Source organism: Streptomyces sp. DSM 42067, from assembly GCF_055792885.1.
Genome location: NZ_CM147706.1, coordinates 6531329 through 6556515 on the forward strand (window position 1 = coordinate 6531329; position 25187 = coordinate 6556515).

Genomic DNA, 25187 nt, shown 5'->3' on the forward strand with positions numbered 1-25187 from the left:
CCGCATGCAGAGAGGCCGGACGCCGCGGCAACAGGGGCGATGGGATCCTCCCGGGCGTTCAGCCCAGGGGGATTCCCGGTGCTGGAGCGGTGTCGGGTGACAGGAGAGAGGTAGAGTCCGGCGGCGTGCACCTCAAGGCCCTGACCCTGCGCGGGTTCAAATCGTTCGCCTCGGCGACCACGCTGCGATTTGAGCCCGGCATCACCTGTGTCGTCGGCCCCAACGGGTCGGGCAAGTCCAATGTCGTGGACGCGCTGAGCTGGGTCATGGGTGAGCAGGGTGCCAAGTCGCTGCGCGGCGGCAAGATGGAGGACGTCATCTTCGCCGGCACCACCGGGCGGCCCCCGCTCGGCCGCGCCGAGGTGTCCCTGACCATCGACAACTCCGACGGCGCACTGCCCATCGAGTACGCCGAGGTCACCATCACGCGGATCATGTTCCGCAACGGCGGCAGCGAGTACCAGATCAACGGCGACACCTGCCGGCTGCTCGACATCCAGGAACTGCTGTCCGACTCAGGCATCGGCCGCGAGATGCACGTCATCGTCGGGCAGGGCCAGCTCGACTCCGTCCTGCACGCCGACCCGATGGGCCGCCGCGCGTTCATCGAGGAGGCCGCCGGCGTCCTCAAGCACCGCAAGCGCAAGGAGAAGGCGCTGCGGAAGCTGGACGCGATGCAGGCCAACCTCGCCCGCGTCCAGGACCTGACCGACGAACTGCGCCGCCAGCTCAAGCCGCTGGGACGCCAGGCCGCCGTCGCCCGCCGGGCCGCCGTCATCCAGGCCGATCTCCGCGACGCCCGGCTGCGGCTGCTCGCCGACGATCTCGTACGGCTGCGCAACGCGCTCCAGGCAGAGGTCGCCGACGAAGCCGCGCTCAAGCAGCGCAAGGAGGCGGCCGAGGCCGAGTTGAAGGCCGCGCTCACCCGGGAGGCGCACCTGGAGGACGAGGTGCGCCGCCTGACGCCGCGTCTGCAACGCGCCCAGCAGACCTGGTACGAGCTGTCGCAGCTCGCCGAGCGGGTGCGCGGCACGATCTCGCTGGCCGACGCCCGGGTCAAGAGCGCCACATCCGTGCCCGCCGAGGAGCGCCGCGGCAGGGACCCCGAGGATATGGAGCGCGAGGCCGCGCGTATCCGTGAGCAGGAGGCGGAGCTCGAAGCCGCGTTGGAGGCCGCCGAGCGGGCGCTCGAGGACACGGTGGCCCACCGGGCGGAGCTCGAGCGAGAGTTGGCCGTCGAGGAGCGCCGCCTCAAGGACGTGGCACGGGCCATCGCCGACCGGCGTGAGGGACTCGCCCGGCTGAACGGCCAGGTCAACGCGGCCCGTTCGCGCGCCGCATCCGCCCAGGCCGAGATCGACCGGCTGGCCGCCGCCCGCGACGGCGCGCAGGAGCGTGCGGTCGCCGCCCAGGAGGAGTACGAGCAGCTCAAGGCCGAGGTCGACGGGCTCGACGAGGGCGATGCGGTCCTCGCCGAGCAGCACGAGGCGGCCCGACGGGGGCTCGCCGACGCCGAGGCCGCGCTGACCGCTGCCCGAGAGGCGGCGACCACCGCAGAACGCAAGCGCGCGGCCCTTGCCGCCAGGCGTGAGGCCCTGGCGCTGGGGTTGCGGCGCAAGGACGGTACGGGTGCGCTGCTGGGGGCGAAGGACCGCCTGACGGGGCTGCTGGGGCCGGCCGCGGAACTGCTGTCGGTCGCCCCTGGGTTCGAGGTGGCGGTGGCGGCCGCGCTCGGTGCGGCTGCCGACGCGGTGGCCGTGGCCAATCCGTCGACCGCAGCAGAAGCGATCCGCCTGCTGCGCAAACAGGACGCGGGCCGCGCGGCGATGCTGCTGGGCGGGGCGCCGGAACCGGAGGCTGCCGGCGCCGCACGCGCGCGTGGCGGCGTTCCGGCCGCCGACGGGCGGACAGTGGAGGGCATGGCGCCTGGTGCTGCGGACGATCCGGGCGGAGTGGGCCTCACTGGCTCGGAGGCGTACCGGGTCGTCGGCGGAGCGCCGGAACCGGAGGCTGCTGCGACTGCACGCGCGCGTGGCGTGGATCCGGGGGGTGTGGGCCATCCCTTGGATGCCGCATCGCCTGGTGCCGGAACATCCGGGTCCGCGGTGCCCGATGCCGGAACACGGTCGGGGGGCACGCCGGCGGGTGGGCCCGGTGACGCGCCCCTCGTCGCCGAGCTGATCCGCGGCCCGGATGAACTGCTGCCCGCTGTGCGGCGGCTTGTGCGGGACATGGTCGTCGTCGGCACCCTCGACGATGCCGAGGACTTCGTCTACGGCCACCCGGAGCTGGTCGCCGTCACCGCCGAAGGGGACGTGCTGGGTGCGCACTTCGCGCACGGCGGTTCCGCTGGTGCGCCCAGCCTGCTGGAGGTGCAGGCGCAGGTCGACGAGGCCGCGGCAGAGCTGGAAGAGCTCGCAGTGCGCTGCGAGGAGCTGGCCGACGAGCAGCATCAGGCCACCGAGCGGCGTACGGAGCGCGCCGCGCTCGTCGAGGAGCTCGGGGAGCGGCGGCGGGCCGCCGACCGCGCGAAGTCGTCCGTCGCGCAGCAGCTCGGCCGGCTCGCCGGGCAGGCGCGTGGGGCGGCCGGCGAGGCCGAGCGGAGCGCCGCCGCTGCCGCGAAGGCCCAGGAGGCCCTGGAGAAGGCCGTCGCGGAGGCCGAGGAACTCGCCGAACGTCTGGCCGTCGCCGAGGAGATGCCGGTCGAGGAGGAGCCCGACACATCCGTACGCGACCGGCTCGCGGCGGACGGGGCCAACGCCCGGCAGACGGAGATGGAGGCCCGCCTCCAGGTCCGTACGCACGAGGAGCGGGTCAAGGGGCTTGCCGGACGGGCCGACTCCCTCGACCGGGCAGCCCGCGCGGAACGGGAGGCACGCGCGCGTGCCGAACAGCGGCGGGCCCGGCTGCGCCACGAGGCCGCCGTGGCCGAGGCCGTGGGCTCCGGCGCGCGCCAGCTGCTGGCCCATGTCGAGGTGTCCCTCGCGCGGGCCGACGAGGAGCGCGCCGTCGCCGAGCGTGCCAAGGGGGACCGGGAGCAGGAGCTGACCGTCGCGCGCAACGCCGGCCGCGATCTCAAGGCGGAACTCGACAAGTTGACGGATTCAGTGCACCGAGGAGAGGTACTCGGCGCCGAGAAGCGGATGCGGATCGAGCAGCTGGAGGCGAAGGCACTGGAGGAGCTGGGTGTGGAACCGGCCGGTCTTGTCGCCGAGTACGGTCCTGACCAGCTCGTGCCGCCCTCGCCCCCCGCCGAGGGCGAGGAACTCCCCGACGACCCCGAGCATCCGCGCAACCAGCCCCGGCGCTTCGTCCGCGCCGAGCAGGAGAAGCGGCTCAAGTCAGCCGAACGGGCGTATCAGCAGCTGGGAAAGGTCAATCCGCTGGCGCTGGAGGAGTTCGCAGCGCTGGAGGAACGCCACAATTTCCTCTCCGAGCAGCTGGAGGACCTGAAGAAGACGCGGGCTGATCTCCTGCAGGTGGTGAAGGAGGTCGACGAGCGCGTCGAGCAGGTCTTCACCGAGGCGTACCGGGACACGGCTCGTGAGTTCGAGGGAGTGTTCTCGCGGCTCTTCCCGGGCGGCGAAGGCCGGTTGATCCTGACCGATCCCGACAACATGCTCACCACGGGCGTCGATGTGGAGGCGCGGCCTCCGGGGAAGAAGGTCAAGCGGCTGTCGCTGCTGTCCGGCGGCGAGCGGTCGCTGACGGCGGTGGCGTTGCTGGTGTCGATCTTCAAGGCGCGGCCGAGCCCGTTCTATGTGATGGACGAGGTCGAGGCCGCGCTCGACGACACGAACCTGCAGCGGCTGATCCGGATCATGCAGGAGCTCCAGGAGAGCTCACAGTTGATCGTGATCACGCACCAGAAGCGCACGATGGAGGTCGCGGACGCGCTCTATGGCGTGTCGATGCAGGGCGACGGCGTCTCGAAGGTGATCAGTCAGCGGCTTCGCTGAGGGGCTCACGGCATCGCTGAAAGGCTTGCGGCATCGCTGACCTGCGATGTCTCGGCGGAGCACGAGGTCGCCGCACGAGGTCGCCTCGTCTTCTGATTTCAAGCCTTGAATGCAGCCGGCTGTGGGCCTGCGGGTAGGTCCGCTGCTACCCGAGTGCTACCCCAGCTGTTGACTTCAAAAATTGAACGCATATTCTCTGCGGCGTTGCTTTTACCTTCAGGTGGTGGGCCGCCCAAAGTTGTGCCCCACTGGAAGGGCCTGCCCCACCCCCGGCAACGCTGCCGGTGGCCCGAGGAGTACTCACGTGACCAGCGCAGAGAAGGCACCGGCATCCGGAGCCAGGGAAGCTCATCCCGAGCATCTTGCACATGTCGTCTTCATCGCGGCAGCGGCCGCGATGGGCGGCTTCCTCTTCGGTTACGACAGTGCCGTGATCAACGGCGCCGTCGAGGCCATCCGGGATCGCTACGACATCGGCTCCGCGACCCTCGCCCAAGTGATCGCGATCGCGCTGATCGGCTGCGCCATCGGTGCCGCCACGGCCGGACGGATCGCCGACCGCATCGGGCGCATCCGCTGCATGCAGATCGCGTCGATTCTCTTCACCATCAGCGCCATCGGTTCCGCGCTGCCCTTCGCCCTGTATGACTTGGCCTTCTGGCGGATCGTGGGCGGCTTCGCCATCGGCATGGCGTCCGTCATCGGCCCCGCCTACATCGCCGAGGTGGCCCCCGCCGCGTACCGCGGACGACTCGGCTCCTTCCAGCAGGCCGCGATCGTCGTCGGCATCGCCGTCTCGCAGTTGGTCAACTACGCCATCCTGAACGCCGCGGGCGGCAACCAGCGCGGTCAGCTGATGGGCCTGGAGGCCTGGCAGGTCATGCTGGGCGTCATGGTCATCCCGGCCATCCTCTACGGTCTGCTCTCCTTCGCCATCCCCGAGTCGCCGCGCTATCTGATCGAGGTGGGGAAGGACGCGCGCGCCCGTGAGGTGCTCGAAGAGGTCGAGGGCAAGGACGTCGACCTCGACGCCCGCGTGGAGGAGATCCGGATCGCCATGCACCGAGAGGAGAAGCCGACGTTCAAGGACCTGCTCGGCGGCAGTTTCCTCTTCAAGCCGATCGTCTGGATCGGCATCGGGCTCTCCGTCTTCCAGCAGTTCGTCGGCATCAATGTGGCGTTCTACTACTCGGCGACGCTGTGGCAGTCGGTCGGCGTCAACCCGGCGGCGTCCTTCCTGTACTCGTTCACCACGTCGATCATCAACATCGTCGGCACCGTGATCGCCATGATCTTCGTCGACAGGATCGGCCGTAAGCCGCTCGCGCTCATCGGTTCCGTGGGTATGGTCATCGGTCTCGCGCTGGAGGCCTGGGCCTTCAGTTACGACCTCGTGGACGGGAAGCTTCCGAGCACCCAGGGCTGGGTCGCCCTGGTCGCAGCCCATCTGTTCGTGCTCTTCTTCGCCCTCTCCTGGGGTGTGGTCGTCTGGGTCCTGCTCGGCGAGATGTTCCCGAACAAGATCCGTGCCGCGGCGCTCGGCGTGGCCGCCTCCGCCCAGTGGATCGCCAACTGGGCGATCACCGCGACGTTCCCGTCCCTGGCCGACTGGAACCTGTCGGCGACGTACATCATCTACACGATCTTCGCCGCGCTCTCGATCCCCTTCGTGCTCAAGTTCGTGAAGGAGACCAAGGGCAAGGCGTTGGAGGAGATGGGCTAAGTCCCCGCTGCCCCTCTCCTCGACTCCTGCGCCGCTCCGGCTCGGCCTCTGCCCGAGCCGGGGCGGCGCCGCACATGCGCGGCCACTCAGTCCTTCAGGCGCGGAAGCACCTGCTCGGCGAACAGGTGCAGGCTGCGCCATCCTTCGTCGACGGGCATGCCACCGCAGAGCGGATGCAGCACGTAGTTCTCCGCGCCCAGGCCCACGCACTCGTCAGGGGTGACGACGCGGTAGACGCCCTCGTCGCGCAGTTCGTCGACCGTCGTCGCCGCCGAGCGCACGGCGGACTTGATGTCCGAGGACTGCCAGGAGGCGTACGTACGCGCCTCGTGCAGGAAATGCTCGCCGTACTCGGCCCACACGCGGTCCGGGTCCTCGGCGATGTGCAGCAGCGGGGTCTCGGCGGCGGGCATCATGCAGAACCCCTCGGTACCGTACTCGGCGCACTGTGCCTGGTAGTACGCCTCCAGCTCCGGCAGGTGCGCGCTGGGGAAGAACGGCAGGCCCAGCCGGGCGGCCCTGCGCGCGGCGGCCTGCGACGAGCCGCCGACCAGCACCAGCGGATGCGGTTCGTTGTACGGGCGCGGGGTCACCTGGACCGTGCGGCCACGGAACTCGAACGGCTCTCCCGTCCACGCCTTGAGCAGCGTCTCGAGCAGCTCGTCCTGCAGCCGGCCCCGCCGCTTCCACTCCACGTCGAAGGCCGCGTACTCCTCGGGCCGGTAGCCGATTCCCACCACGGTCACCAGCCGACCAGCGCTGAGCAGGTCCAGTACGGCGATGTCCTCCGCGAGCCGCAGCGGGTCGTGCAGTGGGCCGATGACCGCGGACACCGTGACGGCGATGTGCCGGGTGGCGCCGAAGACCGCGCCGGCGAAGGCGAAGGGCGACGGGAGCCAGTTGTTCGGGACGCCGTGGTGCTCCTCGGTCTGCACTGTGGTGACACCGCGGTCGTCGGCGTACGCGGCCATCTCCAGCGCGGCGCGATATCGGGCACTCAGCGACGCCGGGGTGGCGGCGGGATCCACGAGATTGAAACGTACGACCGTGACGGGCATGGCTGACGTCCCCCTTCACCATGGGCGGGCGATGGGGGACGTTAGCTGACGGAGCATCAGATGAACAGGGTCAGATGGCTGCGGGAGGCGGTCATACGCCGACGAGTTCGGCCTCGTCGGACGCCCGCTCCGAGGGGACCTCCGCGGCGGGCGCCTTCGGCAGCACCGCGTACAGCGCGGCCGCGACGACGATGGTGGCCAGCCAGCCCAGGCCGTTGCGCCCGACCCAGGAGGTGGCCAGCGGGCCGCTGAACCAGTCGACCTTCGTGAAGAGCAGCCCCACCACGAGCGCGACGCCCCAGGCGGTCATCGCCTGCCAGGCGAAACCGGCCCGGTACCAGTAGGCGCTGGTGCGCCCGGTGTCCATGAGCGCCTCACCGTCGTACGTCCTCCTGTGCAGCATGTCGACGCCGAAGACGCCGATCCACGCGGAGAACGCCACCGCGAGCAGGGTGAGGAACGAGACGAACGACCCCATGAAGCTCGTCGCCACGTTCATCAGCAGATAGCCGAGCACCAGGCTGATCACGGCATTGACGCTGACCGCCCACGCGCGCGGGACCTTGATCCCGAGTGTCTGCGCGGTGAAGCCGGCCGAGTACATCGACATCGAGTTGATCAGCAGCATGCCGATCAGGGCCATCAGCAGATACGGGACCGCGATCCACGTCGGCAGCAGCTCGCCCAGGAACGACACCGGGTCCGATGCGGACGACAGGTCGGGAACGCTGACCGCCATGACCGCGCCCATCAGCACGAGCGGCAGGACGACGATGCCCGCCCCGCCGACCGAGTGCCCGACCAGGGCCCTGCTGGAGGCGGTGCGCGGCAGGTAGCGAGTGAAGTCCGGCGCGGACGGCGCCCAGCTGAGGCCGCCGGCAGCGAGGGTGCCGATGCCGGCGACCATCATCGCCGTGGATCCGGCGGGCTTGGCGAAGACCTGGGACCAGTCGGTGCTCGCCACGAGATACGCCAGCACCAGGACGCTGAAGGCGCCGAAGAGATATGTGGACCAGGTGCTGCAGACGTGCAGCACCTTGCGGCCGAGGCCGCTGATCAGGAACGTACCGGCGACGAATGTGACCAGCGTGACAACGGTCAGCGCCACGCTGCTCTCGACGCCGAAGCAGATGTCGAGGACGGTGAGGATCGCATACGCGCCGGTCACCGCGTTGATCGTCTCCCAGCCCCAGCGGGCGACCCAGATCAGGGCGCCGGGGAAGAAGTTGCCGCGCTGGCCGAAGACGGCGCGTGACAGGGTCATGCCGGGGGATCCGCCGCGTTTGCCCGCGATGGATATCAGGCCGACGAGCCCGTAGCTGAGGATCGGCGAGACCGCGGCGACCACGAGGATCTGCCAGAAGTTGAGGCCGCCGGTGACGACCAGGCCCGCACCCATGGTCAGCAGCAGGACGCTGATGTTGGCGGCCACCCGGGTGGGGAACAGCTCACGGGTCCTGGCGTGCCGCTCGGCGTGGGGGACGGGTTCGATGCCGCGCGTTTCGAGCGCGCCTTCAGAGGGGGTGGTGGTGCTCATGAAGGGGTGTCGTACCTCTCGCTCGGCTCGGCAGGAGAGCCGGGTGGGGGAGGCGTCATCGTACGTTAATCCGAGTTGCCCCATCAAGCGGCTTACGTGCTTGGAGGAATGTCCAAAGGCATGACCCGGGTGCCCATGGCCGATACTGGACGCGTTATGGACATCGTCATCCTTGCTGTAGTCATCGCCGTGGTCGTGGTCGGCGCGCTCGGCGGGCTCGTGGTCGGCAGCCGCAGAAGGAAGCAGCTGCCCCCGCCGCCCACCGCGCCCGAGATCACCGCCCCTCCGGCCGAGCCGCACGTCGGCGAAGAGGCCGAGACACCGCGCGACGAACCCCGCCGCACGATCGAGGAGGTCGACCTCCCGCTCGTCGAGCCGGGGGCGTCCGCGCCCGTCGTGGTCGAGGAGCCCCCAGCCCCGGCCGCCCCCGAGATCGAGATCCCCGAGCCGACCGCGGGACGGCTGGTGCGCCTGCGCGCCAGACTCTCCCGCTCGCAGAACGCGCTCGGCAAGGGACTGCTCACGCTGCTCTCGCGCGAGCACCTCGACGAGGACACCTGGGAGGAGATCGAGGACATCCTCCTCACCGCCGACGTCGGCGTCACCCCCACCCAGGAGCTCGTCGAGCGGCTGCGCGAGCGCGTCAAGGTGCTCGGCACCCGTACGCCCGAAGGGCTGCGCGGTCTGCTGCGCGAGGAGCTGCTGAACCTCGTCGGCACCGACTTCGACCGCACGGTCAACACCGAGTCCGCCCTGGACACACCGGGCATCGTCATGGTCGTCGGCGTCAACGGCACCGGCAAGACCACGACGACCGGCAAGCTCGCGCGCGTGCTCGTCGCCGACCGCAAGTCCGTCGTGCTCGGCGCCGCGGACACCTTCCGCGCGGCCGCCGCCGACCAGCTGCAGACATGGGGCGAGCGCGTCGGCGCCCGCACCGTGCGCGGCCCGGAGGCCGGTGACCCCGCTTCCGTCGCCTACGACGCCGTGAAGGAGGGCATCAAAGAGGGCGCCGATGTCGTGCTGATCGACACCGCGGGCCGGCTGCACACCAAGACCGGTCTGATGGACGAGCTCGGCAAGGTCAAGCGCGTCGTGGAGAAGCACGCGCCGCTGGACGAGGTCCTGCTCGTCCTGGACGCCACGACCGGCCAGAACGGCCTGGTGCAGGCACGCGTCTTCGCCGAGGTCGTCGACATCACCGGCATCGTGCTCACCAAGCTCGACGGCACGGCGAAGGGCGGCATCGTCGTCGCGGTCCAGCGTGAGCTGGGCGTGCCCGTCAAGCTCGTGGGCCTCGGCGAGGGCGCGGACGACCTGGCCCCCTTCGAGCCCGAGGCGTTCGTGGACGCGCTCATCGGGGAGTGAGCGCGCTTACCAAGTTGCGTACGCAGACGAGGGGCTCACCGCAGTACTGAATCGCGGTGAGCCCCTCGTCTGTGCCTCAGGCGCACATGCGGTGTGCCACGTAGGCCAGGGTCCCCAGCAGCAGGCGCGCCTGCGGCGGACCGGTGGGCGCGTCGAGGGCGGGGGAGCGCAGCCAGCGGACCGGGCCGAGGCCGCCGCGGTCGGACGGCGGGGCCGTGATGTGGTCACCGGGGCCCAGTCCGTGCAGATCGAGCGTGGCGTCGTCCCAGCCCATCCGGTAGAGAAGCGCCGGGAGCTCCGCTGCGGCACCAGGGGCGACGAAGAAGTGCGCCCGGCCGTCCGGCGTCGCCGTCACCGGCCCCACCGGAAGGCCCATGCGCTCCAGCCGTACCAGCGCGCACCGGCCCGCGGCCTCGCTCACCTCGATCACGTCGAAGGCGCGCCCCACCGGGAGCATGATCGCGGCGCCGGGGAACTCGCCCCAGGCCTTCGTGACCTCGTCGAGTGTGGCGCCCGCCCGGACGGCGGGCGCGAAGTCCAGGGGGTGGGCACCGGGAGCCGGGCAGTCGGCCCTGCCGCATGAACAGGCCCCGCCGACGGCTCGCGCCCCCGGGGCGACCTCCCATCCCCAGAGGCCGGTGAACTCCGCCACCGCAGTGCACTCGGAGGCCCGGCCGCGACGCCGTGAGCCGGGCCGGATCTCGCGCATCCCCCGGCTGCTGCCGATTGTGAAGCCCATGCCCCCTCCAACGGGTCCGGTCGGCCGGTGGTTACGAAACAGTCGTCCGTCGTCACTCTCTGTTCTCGCCCTGCCGCGACTCACCGGTCGTGACGGCGTCCGGCTGTACGGCGGGTGGTGCGCCTGGTCTTGTGCGCCCCGGCATGCATCGCTCCGCCGTTTCCGCTCGCCAGTGTCAAGTCAACCGTCTGTCACCGCCCCGGAGTTCATTCGAAGGGGTGGCGAATGGTGGCGATTCCTGGAACGGCCTCGCCGCAGGGGTGATCGTAGGATTACTTTGAGTGCACGAGTCCTGGAGATGTGTGCGCTCGTGGGTATGCCAAAGGCAAGTCGGTCCCGTACGGAGGGTGACAACCACCGGACGTAGGACCGCAAGACGCGGCATCCTGGGGGCTTGCGGCATTCCCGCGGAGACAAGTGGCTTGAAGGATGGGGGCGTTCCAGTGGGTGGCAACGGTGGAACCGGTGCGAACGCTGAGAAGCGCCCCAACGAGCTGCTCAGCTCATGGTTTGTGCGCAGTGGCTGGTCCAAGGGCGAGCTGGCGCGCCAAGTGAACCGCCGGGCCCGCCAGCTGGGCGCCAACCACATCTCCACCGACACCTCGCGGGTGCGTCGCTGGCTGGACGGCGAGAATCCGCGCGAGCCGATCCCGCGCATCCTCTCCGAGCTCTTCTCTGAGCGCTTCGGCTGTGTCGTCGCCGTCGAGGACCTGGGCCTGCGCGCCGCGCACCAGTCGCCCTCCGCGTCCGGCGTGGACCTTCCCTGGACGGGCCCGGGGACTGTGGCGTTGATCAGCGAGTTCTCGCGCAGCGACCTGATGCTGGCGCGGCGCGGCTTCCTCGGGACCTCGCTGGCCCTCTCCGCGGGCCCCGCCCTCATCGAGCCGCTGCAGCGCTGGCTGGTGCCCACGCCCGGCATGCAGCAAGGCGAGCCCGAAGCGCTGTCGGCGTCGACTGCGCGCCGCGGCAACCGGCTCTCCGGACCGGAGCTCGACCTCCTGGAGTCCACCACGGTGATGTTCCGCCAGTGGGACGCCCAGTGCGGCGGCGGTCTGCGCCGCAAGGCGGTCGTCGGTCAGCTGCACGAGGTGACGGATCTGCTCCAGGAACCCCAGCCCGCCGCGACCAACAAGCGGCTGTTCAAGGTCGCCGCCGAGCTCGCCGAGCTGGCCGGCTGGATGAGCTACGACGTGGGCCTGCAGCCGACCGCGCAGAAGTACTTCGTCCTCGCTCTGCACGCCGCCAAGGAAGCGGGCGACAAGCCCTTCGGATCGTTCGTCCTCTCCAGCATGAGCCGCCAGATGATCCATCTCGGCAGGCCGGAAGACGCCCTGGAGCTCATCCATCTCGCTCAGTACGGAAGTCGTGACTGTGCGTCACCGCGCACCCAGGCGATGCTGTATGCGATGGAGGCGCGCGCCTACGCGAACATGGGCCAACCGGGCAAGTGCAAGCGCGCCGTCCGGATGGCCGAGGACACCTTCGCCGACGTCGAGGAGTTCGACGAGCCGGAGCCCGACTGGATCCGCTTCTTCTCCGAGGCCGAGCTCAACGGCGAGAACGCCCATTCGTACCGGGACCTCGCCTATGTGGCAGGCCGCAGCCCCGCCTACGCCTCGCTCGCCGAACCCGTCATGGCCAAGGCCGTCGAGCTGTTCAGCGAGGACGCCGAGCACCAGCGGTCGTACGCACTGAACCTCGTCGGCATGGCCACGGTGCACCTGCTGCGCAGGGAGCCCGAGCAGAGCGCTGTCCTGGCCGAGAAGGCCATGACCATCGCCAAGAAGGTCCGCTCGGAGCGGGTGAACACCCGCATCCGGAAGACCGTGGACACGGCAGTGCGCGACTTCGGGGACGTTGCCGAGGTCGTTCATCTGACAGAGCAACTCGCCGTCCATCTGCCCGAGACACCCGAGACAGCGGAGGCCGTCTAGAGGTCGCCCAGAAGACCCCGGCCGCGGCCGGCCGTCCCGAACTGCCCGACTCGGCACCCCCACGCCAGGTCCCCGGGACAGCCGCGCCGCGGTCGGGCTGTTCCTTGCGCCCCGGCGCCTCCCCAGGCTCCGTCCAGGGGTATCCCCACTCGCGGACCTGGCTGGGCACCGTAGGGGTTTCTCCCTCGATGGCTGCCGCCGTGCAGGCGAGTTTTGCGGCTTCTCCCGGAAGGTTGCGCCACGATAACGATCGGGCGGCCCCCGATCCGGCAGTTCATGTATCCGTAACACCCACGCCCTCTTCGTCACTGCTGCGAAACATCGAGGGGCTTCCGTCGAAACGGCGCTGCGAAAACCTCTGGCGCATAACCGGCCCACCTCTCTAACCGCTCAGGCTTCGCCCGCACGGGGCCGTACTACGACGAGGAGACGCCGATGCCTCCAGGCATCACGCTTGCCGCAGACGCTCCAACGCTGTCTGCCGCCAACACCGGATTCATGCTTATCTGTTCTGCCCTGGTGATGCTCATGACACCGGGCCTGGCCTTCTTCTACGGAGGAATGGTCCGCGTCAAGAGCACCCTGAACATGCTGATGATGAGCTTCATCAGCCTGGGCATCGTCACCATCCTGTGGGTGCTGTACGGCTTCTCGATGGCCTTCGGCACCGACTCCGGCGGCGTCATCGGCTGGTCCTCCGACTACGTCGGACTCAGCGGAATCGGCCTCACCCAGCTCTGGGACGGCTACACGATTCCGATCTATGTCTTCGCCGTCTTCCAGCTGATGTTCGCCATCATCACGCCCGCGCTGATCAGCGGTGCGCTCGCGGACCGTGTGAAGTTCTCCGCCTGGGCGCTGTTCGTCGCGCTGTGGGCCACGGTCGTCTACTTCCCGGTCGCGCACTGGGTGTGGGGCACCGGCGGCTGGGCCTTCGAGCTCGGCGTCATCGACTTCGCCGGTGGTACGGCGGTCCACATCAACGCCGGTGCGGCCGCGCTCGGCGTGATCCTGGTAATCGGCAAGCGCGTCGGCTTCAAGAAGGACCCGATGCGGCCGCACAGCCTGCCCCTGGTCATGCTCGGCGCCGGTCTGCTGTGGTTCGGCTGGTTCGGATTCAATGCCGGCTCGTGGCTGGGCAACGACGACGGCGTCGGCGCGCTGATGTTCATCAACACGCAGGTCGCCACCGCCGCCGCGATGCTCGCCTGGCTGATCTACGAGAAGATCCGCCATGGTGCGTTCACCACGCTGGGTGCCGCCTCCGGTGCGGTCGCGGGTCTCGTCGCGATCACTCCGTCCGGTGGTTCCTGCTCCCCGCTCGGTGCCATCGCCATCGGTGCCATCGCCGGTCTGCTCTGCGCCATGGCCGTCGGCCTGAAGTACAAGTTCGGCTACGACGACTCGCTCGACGTCGTGGGTGTCCACCTCGTCGGCGGTGTGGTCGGCTCGGTCCTCATCGGCTTCTTCGCCACGGGCGGCGGCCAGTCCGACGTCGCGGGTCTCTTCTACGGTGGTGGCCTCGCCCAGCTGTGGAAGCAGCTCGCCGGTGTCGGTGCGGTCCTCGCGTACTCGCTCATCGCCTCCGCGGTCCTCGCCTTCCTCATCGACAAGACGATCGGAATGCGGGTCAGCGAGGACGAAGAGGTGGCCGGCATCGACCAGGTCGAGCACGCCGAGACCGCGTACGACTTCAGCGGCGCCGGCGGCGGCGCGGCCTCTCGCACGGCGGCGCCCGCCCCGGCCCAGGCAGCGCCGGAGACCAAGAAGGTGGACGCATGAAGCTCATCACGGCAGTCGTCAAGCCCCACCGGCTCGACGAGATCAAGGAAGCCCTCCAGGCCTTCGGGGTCCACGGGCTGACGGTCACCGAGGCCAGCGGCTACGGTCGTCAGCGTGGGCACACCGAGGTGTACCGCGGCGCCGAGTACACGGTCGACCTGGTTCCCAAGATCCGCATCGAGGTGCTCGTCGAGGACGACGACGCAGAGCAGCTGATCGACGTCGTCGTGAAGGCCGCTCGCACCGGCAAGATCGGTGATGGCAAGGTCTGGAGCATCCCGGTCGAGACGGCCGTACGGGTGCGGACGGGCGAGCGCGGTCCCGACGCGCTCTGACCGACGAAGAACAGGAGTCGCTGGGTGACGAGTGTGGACGTGAAGACGGAAGCGGAAGACTCGGGACCCAGCGGCTATGCGGCGGCCCGGCTGCGACTCCTCCAGGAGGAGTCGCAGTCCGGGCCGCCGCGCCGTACCGCCCTGGCCGACCTCACCGACGACTGGCTGAGCGGCCTGTTCACGGCGGCCGCGGCGGACGTGAAGGGCGCCTCCCTCATCGCGGTCGGCGGCTACGGGCGCGGCGAACTCTCCCCGCGCAGTGATCTGGACCTGCTGCTCCTGCACGACGGCAACGCCGACGCGGGTGCGGTGGCCTCCCTCGCAGACCGCATCTGGTACCCCGTGTGGGACCTGGGCCTCGCCCTCGACCACTCGGTCCGTACGCCCAGCGAGGCACGCAAGACCGCAGGTGAGGACCTCAAGGTCCAGCTCGGACTGCTCGACGCGCGCCACATCGCGGGCGACCTGGGCCTCACCGCGGGCCTGCGCACCGCCGTCCTCGCCGACTGGCGCAACCAGGCACCCAAGCGCCTCCCCGAACTCCAGGAGCTGTGCGCCGAACGCGCAGAGCGCCAGGGCGAGCTCCAGTACCTCCTCGAACCGGACCTCAAGGAGGCCCGAGGCGGACTGCGCGACGCCACCGCCCTGCGCGCCGTCGCCGCCTCCTGGCTCGCCGACGCCCCGCGCGAAGGGCTCGCCGACGCCCGTCGCCGCCTCCTGGACGTACGCGACGCCCTGCACCTGACCACCGGACGCGCCGCCGACCGCCTCTCCCTCCAGGAGCAGGACCAGGTCGCCGCCGAACTCGGCCTCCTGGACGCCGACACATTGCTCCGCCAGGTGTACGAATCGGCACGCACCGTTTCGTATGCAAGTGACGTCACATGGCGCGAGGTGGGACGTGTGCTGCGCTCGCGCGGCGCCCGACCCCGGCTGCGGGCCATGCTCGGCGGCGGCAGCAAGCCGACGCCCGAGAGGTCTCCGCTCGCCGACGGTGTCGTCGAGCAGGACGGCGAGGTCGTGCTCGCCCGTACCGCGCGCCCCGAACGCGACCCCGTGCTCCCCTTGCGCGCCGCCGCGGCGGCCGCACAGGCGGGGCTCCCGATGTCCCTGCACGCGGTACGGCGGCTGGCGGCCGCCGCCCGGCCGCTGTCCACGCCCTGGCCCGCCGAGGCGCGCGAGCAGCTCGTGACCCTGCTCGGCGCCGGACGGCCCACCGTCGAGGTGTGGGAGGCCCTGGAGGCCGAAGGCCTGATCACACGGCTGCTGCCCGACTGGGAGCGGGTGCGCTGCCGCCCGCAGCGCAACCCTGTGCACACCTGGACCGTCGACCGGCACCTGGTCGAGACGGCCGTGCGCGCCTCCGCGCTGACCCGCCGCGTCGGGCGCCCCGACCTCCTGCTGGTCGCCGCGCTGCTGCATGACATCGGCAAGGGCTGGCCGGGCGACCACTCGGTGGCCGGCGAGATCATCGCTCGCGACGTGGCCGCGCGCATCGGCTTCGACCGCGCGGACGTCGCCGTACTCGCCACGCTGGTACGCCACCACCTGCTGCTCATCGAGACCGCGACCCGGCGTGACCTGGAGGACCCGGCGACCGTCCGGTCCGTCGCCGAGGCGGTCGGCTCGGGGACCACACTCGAACTGCTGCACGCGCTCACCGAGGCCGACGCGCTGGCCACCGGGCCCGCAGCCTGGTCATCATGGCGCGGCTCGCTGGTGGCCGACCTCGTCAAGCGCGTCGCGGCCGTGCTCGCCGGTGCCGCGCCCGAGGAGCCGGAGCCGGAAGCGCCCACGGCGGAGCAGGAACGACTCGCCATCGAGGCGTTCCGCACCGGCGGCCCCGTACTGGCCCTGCGCGCCCAGACCGAGCCGCAGCTCGAGACCTCCGACGCCCCCGACGCCGAGAAGCCCTCAGCCGATCCGGAGCCGCTGGGCGTGGAACTGCTCATCGCGGTCCCCGACCAATCCGGAGTGCTGCCCGCCGTGGCGGGTGTGCTGGCGATGCACCGGCTGACCGTGCGCACCGCCGAACTGCGGGCGCTGCCTCTGCCCGACGGGGTGAACGACGAGTCGTACGACTCTGTGCTGCTGCTCGACTGGCGCGTGGCCGCCGAGTACGGCTCGCTGCCGCAGGCCGCCCGCCTGCGAGCCGACCTGGTGCGCGCGCTCGACGGGTCCCTCGACATCCCGGCCCGCCTCGCCGAACGTGACGCCGCCTATCCGCGGCGGCGCGGCACGGTGGCGCCTCCGCCCCGGGTCACGGTCGCCCCGGCGGCGTCGCGGCTCGCGACCGTCATCGAGGTGCGGGCCCAGGACGCGCCCGGGCTGCTGCACCGCATCGGGCGCGCTCTGGAGGAAGCCGGCGTGCGGGTGCGCAGCGCGCACGTCAGCACGCTCGGCGCCAACGCCGTGGACGCCTTCTATGTCACCGGGCCCGAGGGGGCACCGCTGCCGGGGGAGGAGGCCGCTTCGTTGGCCAGGGCTCTGGAGGAGATGCTGCGGGGGTGAGGACGTGCCCGGTGCCGGGCGTGCCTCGGTGCCGGACATGACCGCGACAGAGATGTGCCAAGTGACGGCACCGTAAGTGCCCAGTGACAGGGTGTGTCTCAGTGGCAAAGGAAGCGCCGGAGGGACAGGCGCGTGCCGATGTGACTGACATACCCCGGTGGCGGGGCCGTCTCGCCCGGCCATCCGGGCATCTCACTGCATATTGACGACAGGCGAGGGTGACCAGCTTGCCGGGGCGGATACCCTGGAGGGCGACCTGCTCCCGCACCCGACCCGAGGATCCGCGACCGCCGTGTTCGATACTCTTTCCGATCGCCTCGCAGCGACTTTCAAGAACCTCCGCGGCAAGGGGCGCCTCAGTGAGGCGGATATCGATGCCACGGCGCGCGAAATCCGTATCGCGCTGCTCGAGGCGGACGTGGCCCTGCCCGTCGTTCGCTCCTTCATCAAGCAGGTCAAGGAGCGTGCCGCCGGCGCCGAGGTCTCCCAGGCCCTGAATCCCGCGCAGCAGGTCATCAAGATCGTCAACGAGGAGCTGATCGGCATCCTCGGCGGCGAGACCCGCCGTCTGCGGTTCGCCAAGCAGCCGCCGACCGTGATCATGCTCGCGGGTCTGCAGGGTGCCGGTAAGACGACGCTCGCCGGAAAGCTCGGCAGCTGGCTGAAGGGGCAGGGTCACACGCCGCTGCTCGTGGCCTGCGACCTGCAGCGCCCGAACGCCGTCAACCAGCTCGCGGTCGTCGCCGAGCGCGCCGGTGTCGGCATCTACGCCCCGGAGCCGGGCAACGGCGTCGGCGACCCGGTCCAGGTCGCGAAGGACTCCATCGAGCACGCGCGCACCAAGCAGTACGACGTGGTCATCGTCGACACCGCCGGCCGCCTCGGTATCGACCAGGAGATGATGCAGCAGGCCGCGGACATCCGTGACGCGGTCTCGCCGGACGAGGTCCTGTTCGTCGTCGACGCGATGATCGGTCAGGACGCGGTCAACACCGCGGAGGCCTTTCGGGACGGCGTCGGCTTCGACGGCGTGGTGCTCTCCAAGCTCGACGGTGACGCCCGCGGTGGTGCGGCCCTGTCGATCGCGCACGTCACCGGCCGCCAGATCATGTTCGCCTCCAACGGCGAGAAGCTGGACGACTTCGACGCGTTCCACCCGGACCGGATGGCGTCCCGCATCCTCGGCATGGGCGACATGCTCACGCTGATCGAGAAGGCCGAGCAGACCTTCTCGCAGCAAGAGGCCGAGAAGATGGCCTCCAAGCTGGCGTCCGCCAAGGGCAAGGACTTCACGCTCGACGACTTCCTGGCGCAGATGGAGCAGGTCAGGAAGATGGGCAGCATCAGCAAGCTGCTCGGGATGCTCCCCGGCATGGGGCAGATCAAGGACCAGATCAACAACCTCGACGAGCGGGACGTGGACCGCACCGCCGCGATCATCAAGTCGATGACGCCGGGCGAGCGGCAGGACCCGACGATCATCAACGGCTCGCGGCGCGCCCGTATCGCCAAGGGTTCCGGTGTCGACGTCAGCGCGGTCAAGAATCTCGTCGAAAGGTTCTTCGAGGCCCGCAAGATGATGTCGCGGATGGCCCAGGGCGGCGGCATGCCGGGTATGCCCGGGATGCCGGGCATGGGCGGTGGCCCGGGTCGCCAGAAGAAGAAGCAGAAGCAGGCCAAGGGCAAGCAGCGCTCCGGCAACCCGATGAAGCGCAAGCAGCAGGAGCTGGACGCGGCCGCGCGACGCGAGCAGGCGGCGACTCAGGGCAACGCCTTCGGCCTGCCCGGCGGTCAGCAGGGTGCCCAGGACTTCGAGCTGCCGGACGAGTTCAAGAAGTTCATGGGCTGAGGCCCGCCTGTCGGGAACGAGACCCCGGAGTCCCACCCGGGAGCCCGAACCTCGTAAGGGGCGTCCGCAATGGCGGACGCCCCTTACACGTTGGCGTTACGCGTTGGCGCGGGAACCGTCCGCGCGCTGTCGCCTTCTAGGCCGTACGGGCGACGAGGTACCGGAAGATGTTCGGCATCCACACGGTGCCGTCCGCCCGCTGATGCGGATGCAGTGCTTCCCTCAGCTCCTTGTCGACCTGCGCCTGGTCCGTCGCAGCGGCCGCCGCGTCGAACAGCCCCGTGGACAGCAGACCGCGCACAGCGCTGTCCATGTCCGCGTATCCGAAGGGGCAGGCCACCCGTCCGGAACCGTCGGGCCTCAGCCCCGCGCGCTGGGCGACCTCCTCCAGATCGTCCCGAAGAGCGGGGCGCCAACTGCCCGTGCTGCGCAGCGGATCCGCCAGCTTGGTCGCGACGCGCAGCACGGAGGACGTGGCGCAGCGCTCCGGGGGACCCCATCCCGCGAGCACGACCCGGGTGCCGCGCTGGGCGAGAGGAGCCGCGGCCGCCAGCAGCCCACCGAGGCCTTCGGAGTCTCCCGCCATGCAGCCGATCGGCTGGAACGCGGTGATGAGGTTGTAGGCGGACCCGGCCGGGACGGCCGCGTCCGCGGGACCTCCGTCGATCAGCCGGGCGTCGACACACGCGCGCGTGCCCGGCGCAGCGTCGGACAGCAGCCGCTCCCTGGCGAGGACCAGTCGCTCGGGAGACGAGGGATCGACACCGGTGACGGACGCTCCCCGCCGCGCGGCCATCAGAAGGGCGAGTCCCGACCCGCAGCCGAGGCCGAGCAGGCGGGTCTCCGAGCCGATCTCGAGTCGCTCGTACACCGCTTCGTAGAGCGGAACCAGCATCCGCTCCTGGATCTCCGCCCAGTCACGCGCGCGTGCACACAGCAGGTCCACATGGGGCGTCGATTCCGAGTGGGGCTGATTTTGCCGCACGAGCGTAGGTGTCATCAATTGGCCCCAATCTGACGAGAGTTACTGCCTTGACGTGCTCCTGCGCCCCCCCATGCAGTGCACCCGCATCCCCCCGTATGCCAGAGAACTCCGCTTCCGCCGCGGCGTCCAGGGGTTACGGGCCAATGCTTGCGTGCCACCGTCGTGCGCCCCCGTGCGCCGTCGGATTGCTGCTCGTGAGTGTCCGAGTCGTACCATTCGCGCCATGGCCAAGGCACTTGTTCTCACGCCGCGCGCGGATGATTTCCCGCGCTGGTACCAGGATCTGATCAACAAGGCCGAGCTCGCCGACAACGGCCCGGTGCGGGGAACCATGGTGATCCGGCCGTACGGGTACGGGCTGTGGGAGCGGATGCAGCAGGAGCTGGACGCCCGGATCAAGGCGGCGGGCGCCTCCAACGCCTACTTCCCGCTCTTCATCCCCCAGTCCTATCTGACCAAGGAGGCCGAGCACGTCGAGGGCTTCGCCCCCGAACTGGCCGTCGTCACGCACGGCGGAGGCAAGGAGCTCGAGGAGCCGGTCGTCGTACGCCCCACCTCCGAGACGATCATCAACGCCTCCTTCTCGAAGTGGGTGCAGAGCTACCGTGATCTGCCGCTGCTGATCAACCAGTGGGCGAACGTGGTCCGCTGGGAGATGCGACCGCGGGTCTTCCTGCGAACGACGGAGTTCCTCTGGCAGGAGGGGCACACCGCCCATGCCACGTGCGAGGAGGCCCGGGACTACGCGGCGCACATCCACCGGAACGTGTACGCGGACTTCATGGTGAACGTCCTGGGCATCGACGTCGTCCTCGGCCGCAAGACACCGAGCGAGCGCTTCGCGGGCGCCGTCAACACCCTCACCCTCGAAGCCATGACGGGCGACGGCAAGGCGCTGCAGATGGGCACGAGCCACGAGCTCGGCCAGAACTTCGCGCGCGCCTTCAACACCCGGTACCTGTCGAGGGACGGCACGCAGGAGCTCGTCTGGCAGACGTCCTGGGGCTCGTCGACCCGTATGGTCGGCGGCCTGATCATGGCGCACGGCGACGACGACGGTCTGCGGGTGCCGCCGCGGCTCGCGCCTGTCCAGGCCGTCGTCCTGGCCGTGAAGGACGATCAGGCAGTTCTGGCCAAGGTGCGTGAGATCGGCGACCGGCTGACGGCCGCGGGCGTACGCGTCCAGGTGGACGACCGCACCGACACCCCGTTCGGCCGCCGTGCCGTCGACTGGGAGCTCAAGGGCGTTCCGGTCCGCATCGAGATCGGCCCGCGCGATCTGGAGAACGGCACCGCGCTGCTGGCCCGGCGCATCCCCGGAGGCAAGGAACCGGTCGCGCTCGACTCGCTCGCGGCGCTGGTGCCCGAGGTCCTCGAGGCGGACCAGACGCTGCTGCTGCAGCAGTCGCGAGAGTGGCGCACGTCCCGTACCAGCGAGGTGGCCGGCGTCGGGGATGCGGTCGAGGTCGCTGCCGCCGGCGGCTGGGCGCGTATCCCCTGGGCCGCCCTCGGCGAGGCCGGCGAGGCCGAACTCGCCGCGCAGGGGGTGACCGTACGGTGTCTGGTCACCGAGGACGGGGCGGTGCCGGAAGCGGATGATGCCCCCGGTACCGTCGCGATCGTGGCGCGGGCATACTGAACCCCCACAGCAGCGCGCAACAGCGACCGAAACGTCACTTGCGCATCGCGAGGCAACTGCTACCCCGGCGCGCCGACACCGGCTACGCGCCGGGGCGTACGCGCCACTACGTACCACCTTGGCGTGAGCTGTGAGGCTTCTCCGCAGATCAGCGCACCCGCCCTCGTCAGGACGCATGAGCGGCAACTGACGGGTACGTGCAAATTATTTGGGATGCCCCGGAATAGGAACACTGAGGCACCCCGGCTCGTTCTCACGACGTGAGCACGACACCACCTGTTCTCGCCGCAGAGCTGGCACAGGCGTGGGCCGACATTCAGCGGCACCACCCCGAGCTGCCGGACCTCGCCGAGCCCGAATCCCTGATCGGGGAGTCGTCGTCCGCCTGCGGGCACGAGCTCTCCTTCGAGCGACTGCTCCATGAGGCAGTCCACGGCATCGCCGCCGCACGCGGAATCCGCGACACCTCGCGCGCCGGCCGGTACCACAACCGCAGATTCCTCGCGATCGCCGAGGAGATGGGCCTGGACCACCCGGACGAGCCGCACCCCAGCAGCGGTTTCTCGCTGGTCACGCTCAACCCCGAGGCGAAGAAGCGCTACCGCCCCACGATCGAGCGGCTGCAGCGCGCCCTCAAGGCGCACTCCGCCGCGACCGCGGGCGACACGGCGCGCAGCTTCCGGGGCCCGGCCGCCCGGCACGGCTCCTCCGGGGGCGGCGTCCGCGTCAAGGCGGTGTGCGACTGCGGGCGCAATGTGCGGGTCGTCCCGTCCGTCCTCGCTCAGGCGCCGATCGTCTGCGGGGGCTGCGGCAAGCCCTTCCGTATCCCCGAAGCGGTCGCCGCGGTTGCGAGCTGAACCGCTCCAGGAGCCCGCACGGCGCCGGGACGGGGCGCCATGCGGGCTGCCTTGACGACGGCGCCGGTCCGGGTTCGGCCGTGTCCTTGGCGTATGGCACAATGGCTAGCTGTACTCGACAGTCGCACAGGACCCCTCTCTCCTCCGGCTGACGCGTCCATCGGGCCATCGGGTACCGCAACCCCACGCGGCATCTCGTTGTGCCCAACCACGTCAAGACCAGGAGACACCACTCCCGTGGCAGTCAAGATCAAGCTGAAGCGTCTGGGCAAGATCCGTTCGCCTCACTACCGCATCGTCGTCGCCGACTCCCGTACCCGCCGTGACGGCCGGGCCATCGAGGAGATCGGTCTGTACCACCCGGTGCAGAACCCGTCGCGCATCGAGGTCGACGCCGAGCGCGTGGCGTACTGGCTGGGTGTCGGCGCGCAGCCGACCGAGCCTGTTCTGGCCATTCTCAAGAAGACCGGCGACTGGCAGAAGTTCAAGGGCGAGCCCGCCCCGGCCCCGCTGCTCGTTGCCGAGCCGAAGGCCACGCGCCCCTCCTTCGACGCCCTGGGCGGCGAGGACGAGGCCAAGGGTGAGGCGATCACCCAGAAGAAGAAGGCTGAGAAGAAGGACGAGGCCCCGGCCGAGTCCGAGTCGACCGAGGCCTGAGCATGCTCGAGGAGGCTCTCGAGCACCTCGTGAAGGGCATCGTCGACAACCCTGACGATGTGCAGGTGGCCTCGCGCAACCTGCGTCGCGGGCGCGTGCTCGAGGTCCGGGTCCACCCCGACGACCTCGGCAAGGTGATCGGTCGCAACGGCCGCACCGCGCGCGCCCTGCGCACCGTCGTGGGCGCCATCGGCGGCCGCGGCGTCCGCGTCGACCTGGTCGACGTCGACAACGTCCGCTGACGCACAACGCAGCACCGGCTCGGGCCGGGGAGGGCCACTGGGCCGTCCCCGGCCCGTAGTCGTACGAGCCGCCTGAAGGCTCGCAGTCGTTCCGACAGGAGATCAAGCACAGTGCAGCTGGTAGTCGCACGGATCGGCCGCGCCCACGGCATCAAGGGCGAGGTCACCGTCGAGGTACGTACCGACGAGCCGGAACTGCGGCTCGCGCCCGGCGCCGTCCTGGCCACCGACCCGGCCGCCACCGGCCCGCTGACCATCGAGACGGGCCGCGTCCACAGCGGCCGCCTCCTGCTGCGCTTCGAGGGCGTGAACGACCGCAACGCCGCCGAGGCGCTGCGCAACACGCTCCTGATCGCCGAGGTCGACCCGGAGGAACTGCCCGAGGGTGAGGACGAGTACTACGACCACCAGCTGATCGATCTGGACGTGGTCACCAAGGACGGCGTGGAGGTCGGCCGGATCACCGAGATCTCGCACCTGCCCTCGCAGGACCTCTTCGTCGTGGAGCGCCCGGACGGCAGCGAGGTCTACGTGCCGTTCGTCGAGGAGATCGTCACCGAGATCGACCTCGAGGAACAGCGCGCGGTCATCGACCCGCCGCCCGGCCTGATCGACGACCGGGCCGAGATCGCGTCCTCGCGAGACGATTCTCGAGAAGAGGCGTAATGCGGCTCGACGTCGTCACGATCTTCCCCGAGTACCTGGAACCGCTGAACGTCTCCCTCGTCGGCAAGGCACGCGCGCGTGGCCAGCTGAACGTGCACGTGCATGATCTGCGTACCTGGACGTATGACCGGCACAACACGGTGGACGACACCCCGTACGGCGGCGGCCCGGGCATGGTCATGAAGACCGAGCCCTGGGGCGACGCACTCGACGACATCACGGCCGAGGGATACGAGACCGGCTCCCACGGCCCCGTCCTGGTCGTCCCCACGCCCAGCGGGCGCCCCTTCACCCAGGAACTCGCCGTCGAGCTCTCCGAGCGGCCCTGGCTGATCTTCACGCCTGCCCGGTACGAGGGCATCGACCGCCGCGTCGTCGACGAGTACGCGACCCGGATACCCGTCTACGAGGTGTCCATCGGCGACTACGTGCTGGCCGGCGGCGAGGCGGCCGTCCTGGTCATCACGGAGGCCGTGGCCCGGCTGCTGCCCGGCGTCCTCGGCAACGCCGAGTCCCACCGCGACGACTCCTTCGCGCCCGGCGCCATGGCCAACCTCCTGGAGGGGCCCGTCTACACCAAGCCGCCCCAGTGGCGCGGCCGCGGCATCCCGGACGTGCTGCTCAGCGGCCACCACGGCAAGATCGCCCGCTGGCGCAGGGACGAGGCACTGCGTCGTACGACGCGCAACCGGCCCGACCTGATCGAGCGCTGCGAGCCGTCGGCCTTCGACAAGAAGGACCGCGAAATGCTCTCCATCCTGGGCTGGGCGCCCGGGCCGGACGGCCGATTTTGGCGCAGGCCAGAGGCCGTGGAAGAATAGACCGCTGTTGTGCGTCGTCCGGCGTGCGCCCCTGCCACAGGGGGACACGACGCCCGCCCCCGACGACCACGGCACTCGCACTCCCACTTCGATATCCCGTTGATGACCTGTGGCATCAGCGAAGAAAGCAGACGATCATGTCTCACCTGCTCGACTCCGTCGACAGCGCGTCGCTGCGCAGCGACATCCCGGCCTTCCGCCCGGGTGACACCGTCAACGTCCACGTGCGCGTCATCGAGGGCAACCGCTCCCGTGTGCAGCAGTTCAAGGGCGTTGTGATCCGTCGCCAGGGCTCCGGTGTCCGTGAGACCTTCACGGTCCGCAAGGTCTCCTTCTCTGTCGGCGTCGAGCGCACTTTCCCGGTGCACACCCCGATCGTCGAGAAGATCGAGCTCGTCACCCGCGGTGACGTGCGCCGCGCCAAGCTGTACTACCTGCGCGACCTGCGCGGCAAGGCGGCGAAGATCAAGGAGAAGCGCGAGAGCTGAGCTCCCGCGAACAAGGCGTAAACGGGCGTCACAGCGG

General features: G+C 70.1%; 19 protein-coding genes. 15 read left to right on the forward strand and 4 right to left on the reverse strand.

Features of this window, described 5'->3' with window-relative positions; translation table 11 throughout:
* The first annotated feature begins 125 nt into the window (after positions 1-125).
* Both ACSMXV_RS29675 and ACSMXV_RS29680 read left to right on the forward strand, forming a co-directional pair.
* Entirely contained in the window at positions 126-3959 is a 3834-nt protein-coding gene (locus ACSMXV_RS29675) for an AAA family ATPase (RefSeq protein WP_473174231.1), read from the forward strand.
* Positions 3960-4263: 304 nt separating this feature from the next.
* On the forward strand, positions 4264-5682 hold the full coding sequence (locus ACSMXV_RS29680; protein WP_473174232.1) for a sugar porter family MFS transporter: 1419 nt from the start codon (positions 4264-4266) through the stop codon (positions 5680-5682).
* Positions 5683-5768: 86 nt separating this feature from the next.
* Here ACSMXV_RS29680 and ACSMXV_RS29685 read toward each other — a convergent pair whose 3' ends face one another.
* Together ACSMXV_RS29685 and ACSMXV_RS29690 are read right to left on the reverse strand one after the other, a co-directional pair.
* The gene (locus tag ACSMXV_RS29685; protein WP_473174233.1) at positions 5769-6740 is read right to left on the reverse strand and encodes an LLM class flavin-dependent oxidoreductase; all 972 of its coding nucleotides are present in this window, start codon (positions 6738-6740) and stop codon (positions 5769-5771) included.
* 91 nt (positions 6741-6831) lie between these two features.
* Positions 6832-8277 (reverse strand): purine-cytosine permease family protein, encoded by a 1446-nt coding sequence (locus ACSMXV_RS29690; RefSeq protein ID WP_473174234.1) that lies wholly within the window; start codon positions 8275-8277, stop codon positions 6832-6834.
* Positions 8278-8433: 156 nt separating this feature from the next.
* On the opposite strand from ACSMXV_RS29690, the gene ftsY reads away from it, so the two are divergent.
* Entirely contained in the window at positions 8434-9645 is a 1212-nt protein-coding gene (ftsY, locus tag ACSMXV_RS29695) for a signal recognition particle-docking protein FtsY (RefSeq protein ID WP_473174235.1), read from the forward strand.
* Positions 9646-9721: 76 nt separating this feature from the next.
* Here ftsY and ACSMXV_RS29700 read toward each other — a convergent pair whose 3' ends face one another.
* A complete protein-coding gene (locus ACSMXV_RS29700; protein WP_473174236.1) occupies positions 9722-10384 on the reverse strand; it encodes a bifunctional DNA primase/polymerase in 663 nt (220 codons plus the stop codon).
* A gap of 443 nt (positions 10385-10827) precedes the next feature.
* Between ACSMXV_RS29700 and nsdA the strand changes: the two genes are divergently transcribed.
* The 5 genes from nsdA (at position 10828) to ffh (ending at position 18795) form a co-directional block, all read left to right on the forward strand.
* A complete protein-coding gene (gene nsdA / locus ACSMXV_RS29705; protein WP_473174237.1) occupies positions 10828-12318 on the forward strand; it encodes a transcriptional repressor NsdA in 1491 nt (496 codons plus the stop codon).
* Between the two features lie 435 nt (positions 12319-12753).
* Complete coding sequence (locus ACSMXV_RS29710) at positions 12754-14100, forward strand: ammonium transporter (protein WP_473174238.1); 1347 nt, start codon at positions 12754-12756, stop codon at positions 14098-14100.
* A complete protein-coding gene (locus ACSMXV_RS29715) occupies positions 14097-14435 on the forward strand; it encodes a P-II family nitrogen regulator (protein ID WP_030231663.1) in 339 nt (112 codons plus the stop codon). Before ACSMXV_RS29710 ends, ACSMXV_RS29715 begins: the two co-directional genes overlap by 4 nt.
* 24 nt (positions 14436-14459) lie before the next feature.
* Entirely contained in the window at positions 14460-16946 is a 2487-nt protein-coding gene (locus ACSMXV_RS29720; protein ID WP_473174239.1) for a [protein-PII] uridylyltransferase, read from the forward strand.
* Positions 16947-17238: 292 nt separating this feature from the next.
* On the forward strand, positions 17239-18795 hold the full coding sequence (ffh, locus tag ACSMXV_RS29725; protein ID WP_473174240.1) for a signal recognition particle protein: 1557 nt from the start codon (positions 17239-17241) through the stop codon (positions 18793-18795).
* A gap of 136 nt (positions 18796-18931) precedes the next feature.
* Here ffh and ACSMXV_RS29730 read toward each other — a convergent pair whose 3' ends face one another.
* Positions 18932-19795: an SAM-dependent methyltransferase gene (locus ACSMXV_RS29730; RefSeq protein WP_473174241.1), complete on the reverse strand. Its 864-nt coding sequence runs from the start codon at positions 19793-19795 to the stop codon at positions 18932-18934.
* A 208-nt stretch (positions 19796-20003) separates the two neighbouring features.
* Between ACSMXV_RS29730 and proS the strand changes: the two genes are divergently transcribed.
* From proS to rplS, 7 genes are all read left to right on the forward strand, one after another.
* A complete protein-coding gene (gene proS / locus ACSMXV_RS29735; RefSeq protein ID WP_473174242.1) occupies positions 20004-21419 on the forward strand; it encodes a proline--tRNA ligase in 1416 nt (471 codons plus the stop codon).
* 260 nt (positions 21420-21679) lie between these two features.
* On the forward strand, positions 21680-22276 hold the full coding sequence (locus ACSMXV_RS29740; RefSeq protein ID WP_181655704.1) for a hypothetical protein: 597 nt from the start codon (positions 21680-21682) through the stop codon (positions 22274-22276).
* A gap of 237 nt (positions 22277-22513) precedes the next feature.
* Positions 22514-22933 (forward strand): 30S ribosomal protein S16, encoded by a 420-nt coding sequence (rpsP, locus tag ACSMXV_RS29745; protein WP_473174243.1) that lies wholly within the window; start codon positions 22514-22516, stop codon positions 22931-22933.
* A gap of 2 nt (positions 22934-22935) precedes the next feature.
* Complete coding sequence (locus ACSMXV_RS29750; protein WP_029385578.1) at positions 22936-23175, forward strand: RNA-binding protein; 240 nt, start codon at positions 22936-22938, stop codon at positions 23173-23175.
* A 111-nt stretch (positions 23176-23286) separates the two neighbouring features.
* Complete coding sequence (rimM, locus tag ACSMXV_RS29755) at positions 23287-23841, forward strand: ribosome maturation factor RimM (protein WP_181866555.1); 555 nt, start codon at positions 23287-23289, stop codon at positions 23839-23841.
* Positions 23841-24662, forward strand: coding sequence for a tRNA (guanosine(37)-N1)-methyltransferase TrmD (gene trmD, locus ACSMXV_RS29760; RefSeq protein WP_473174244.1), 822 nt, complete (start codon positions 23841-23843; stop codon positions 24660-24662). The genes rimM and trmD overlap by 1 nt, the downstream gene beginning before the upstream one ends.
* Before the next feature lie 137 nt (positions 24663-24799).
* Positions 24800-25150: a 50S ribosomal protein L19 gene (gene rplS, locus ACSMXV_RS29765; RefSeq protein ID WP_069778487.1), complete on the forward strand. Its 351-nt coding sequence runs from the start codon at positions 24800-24802 to the stop codon at positions 25148-25150.
* Positions 25151-25187: the final 37 nt, after the last annotated feature.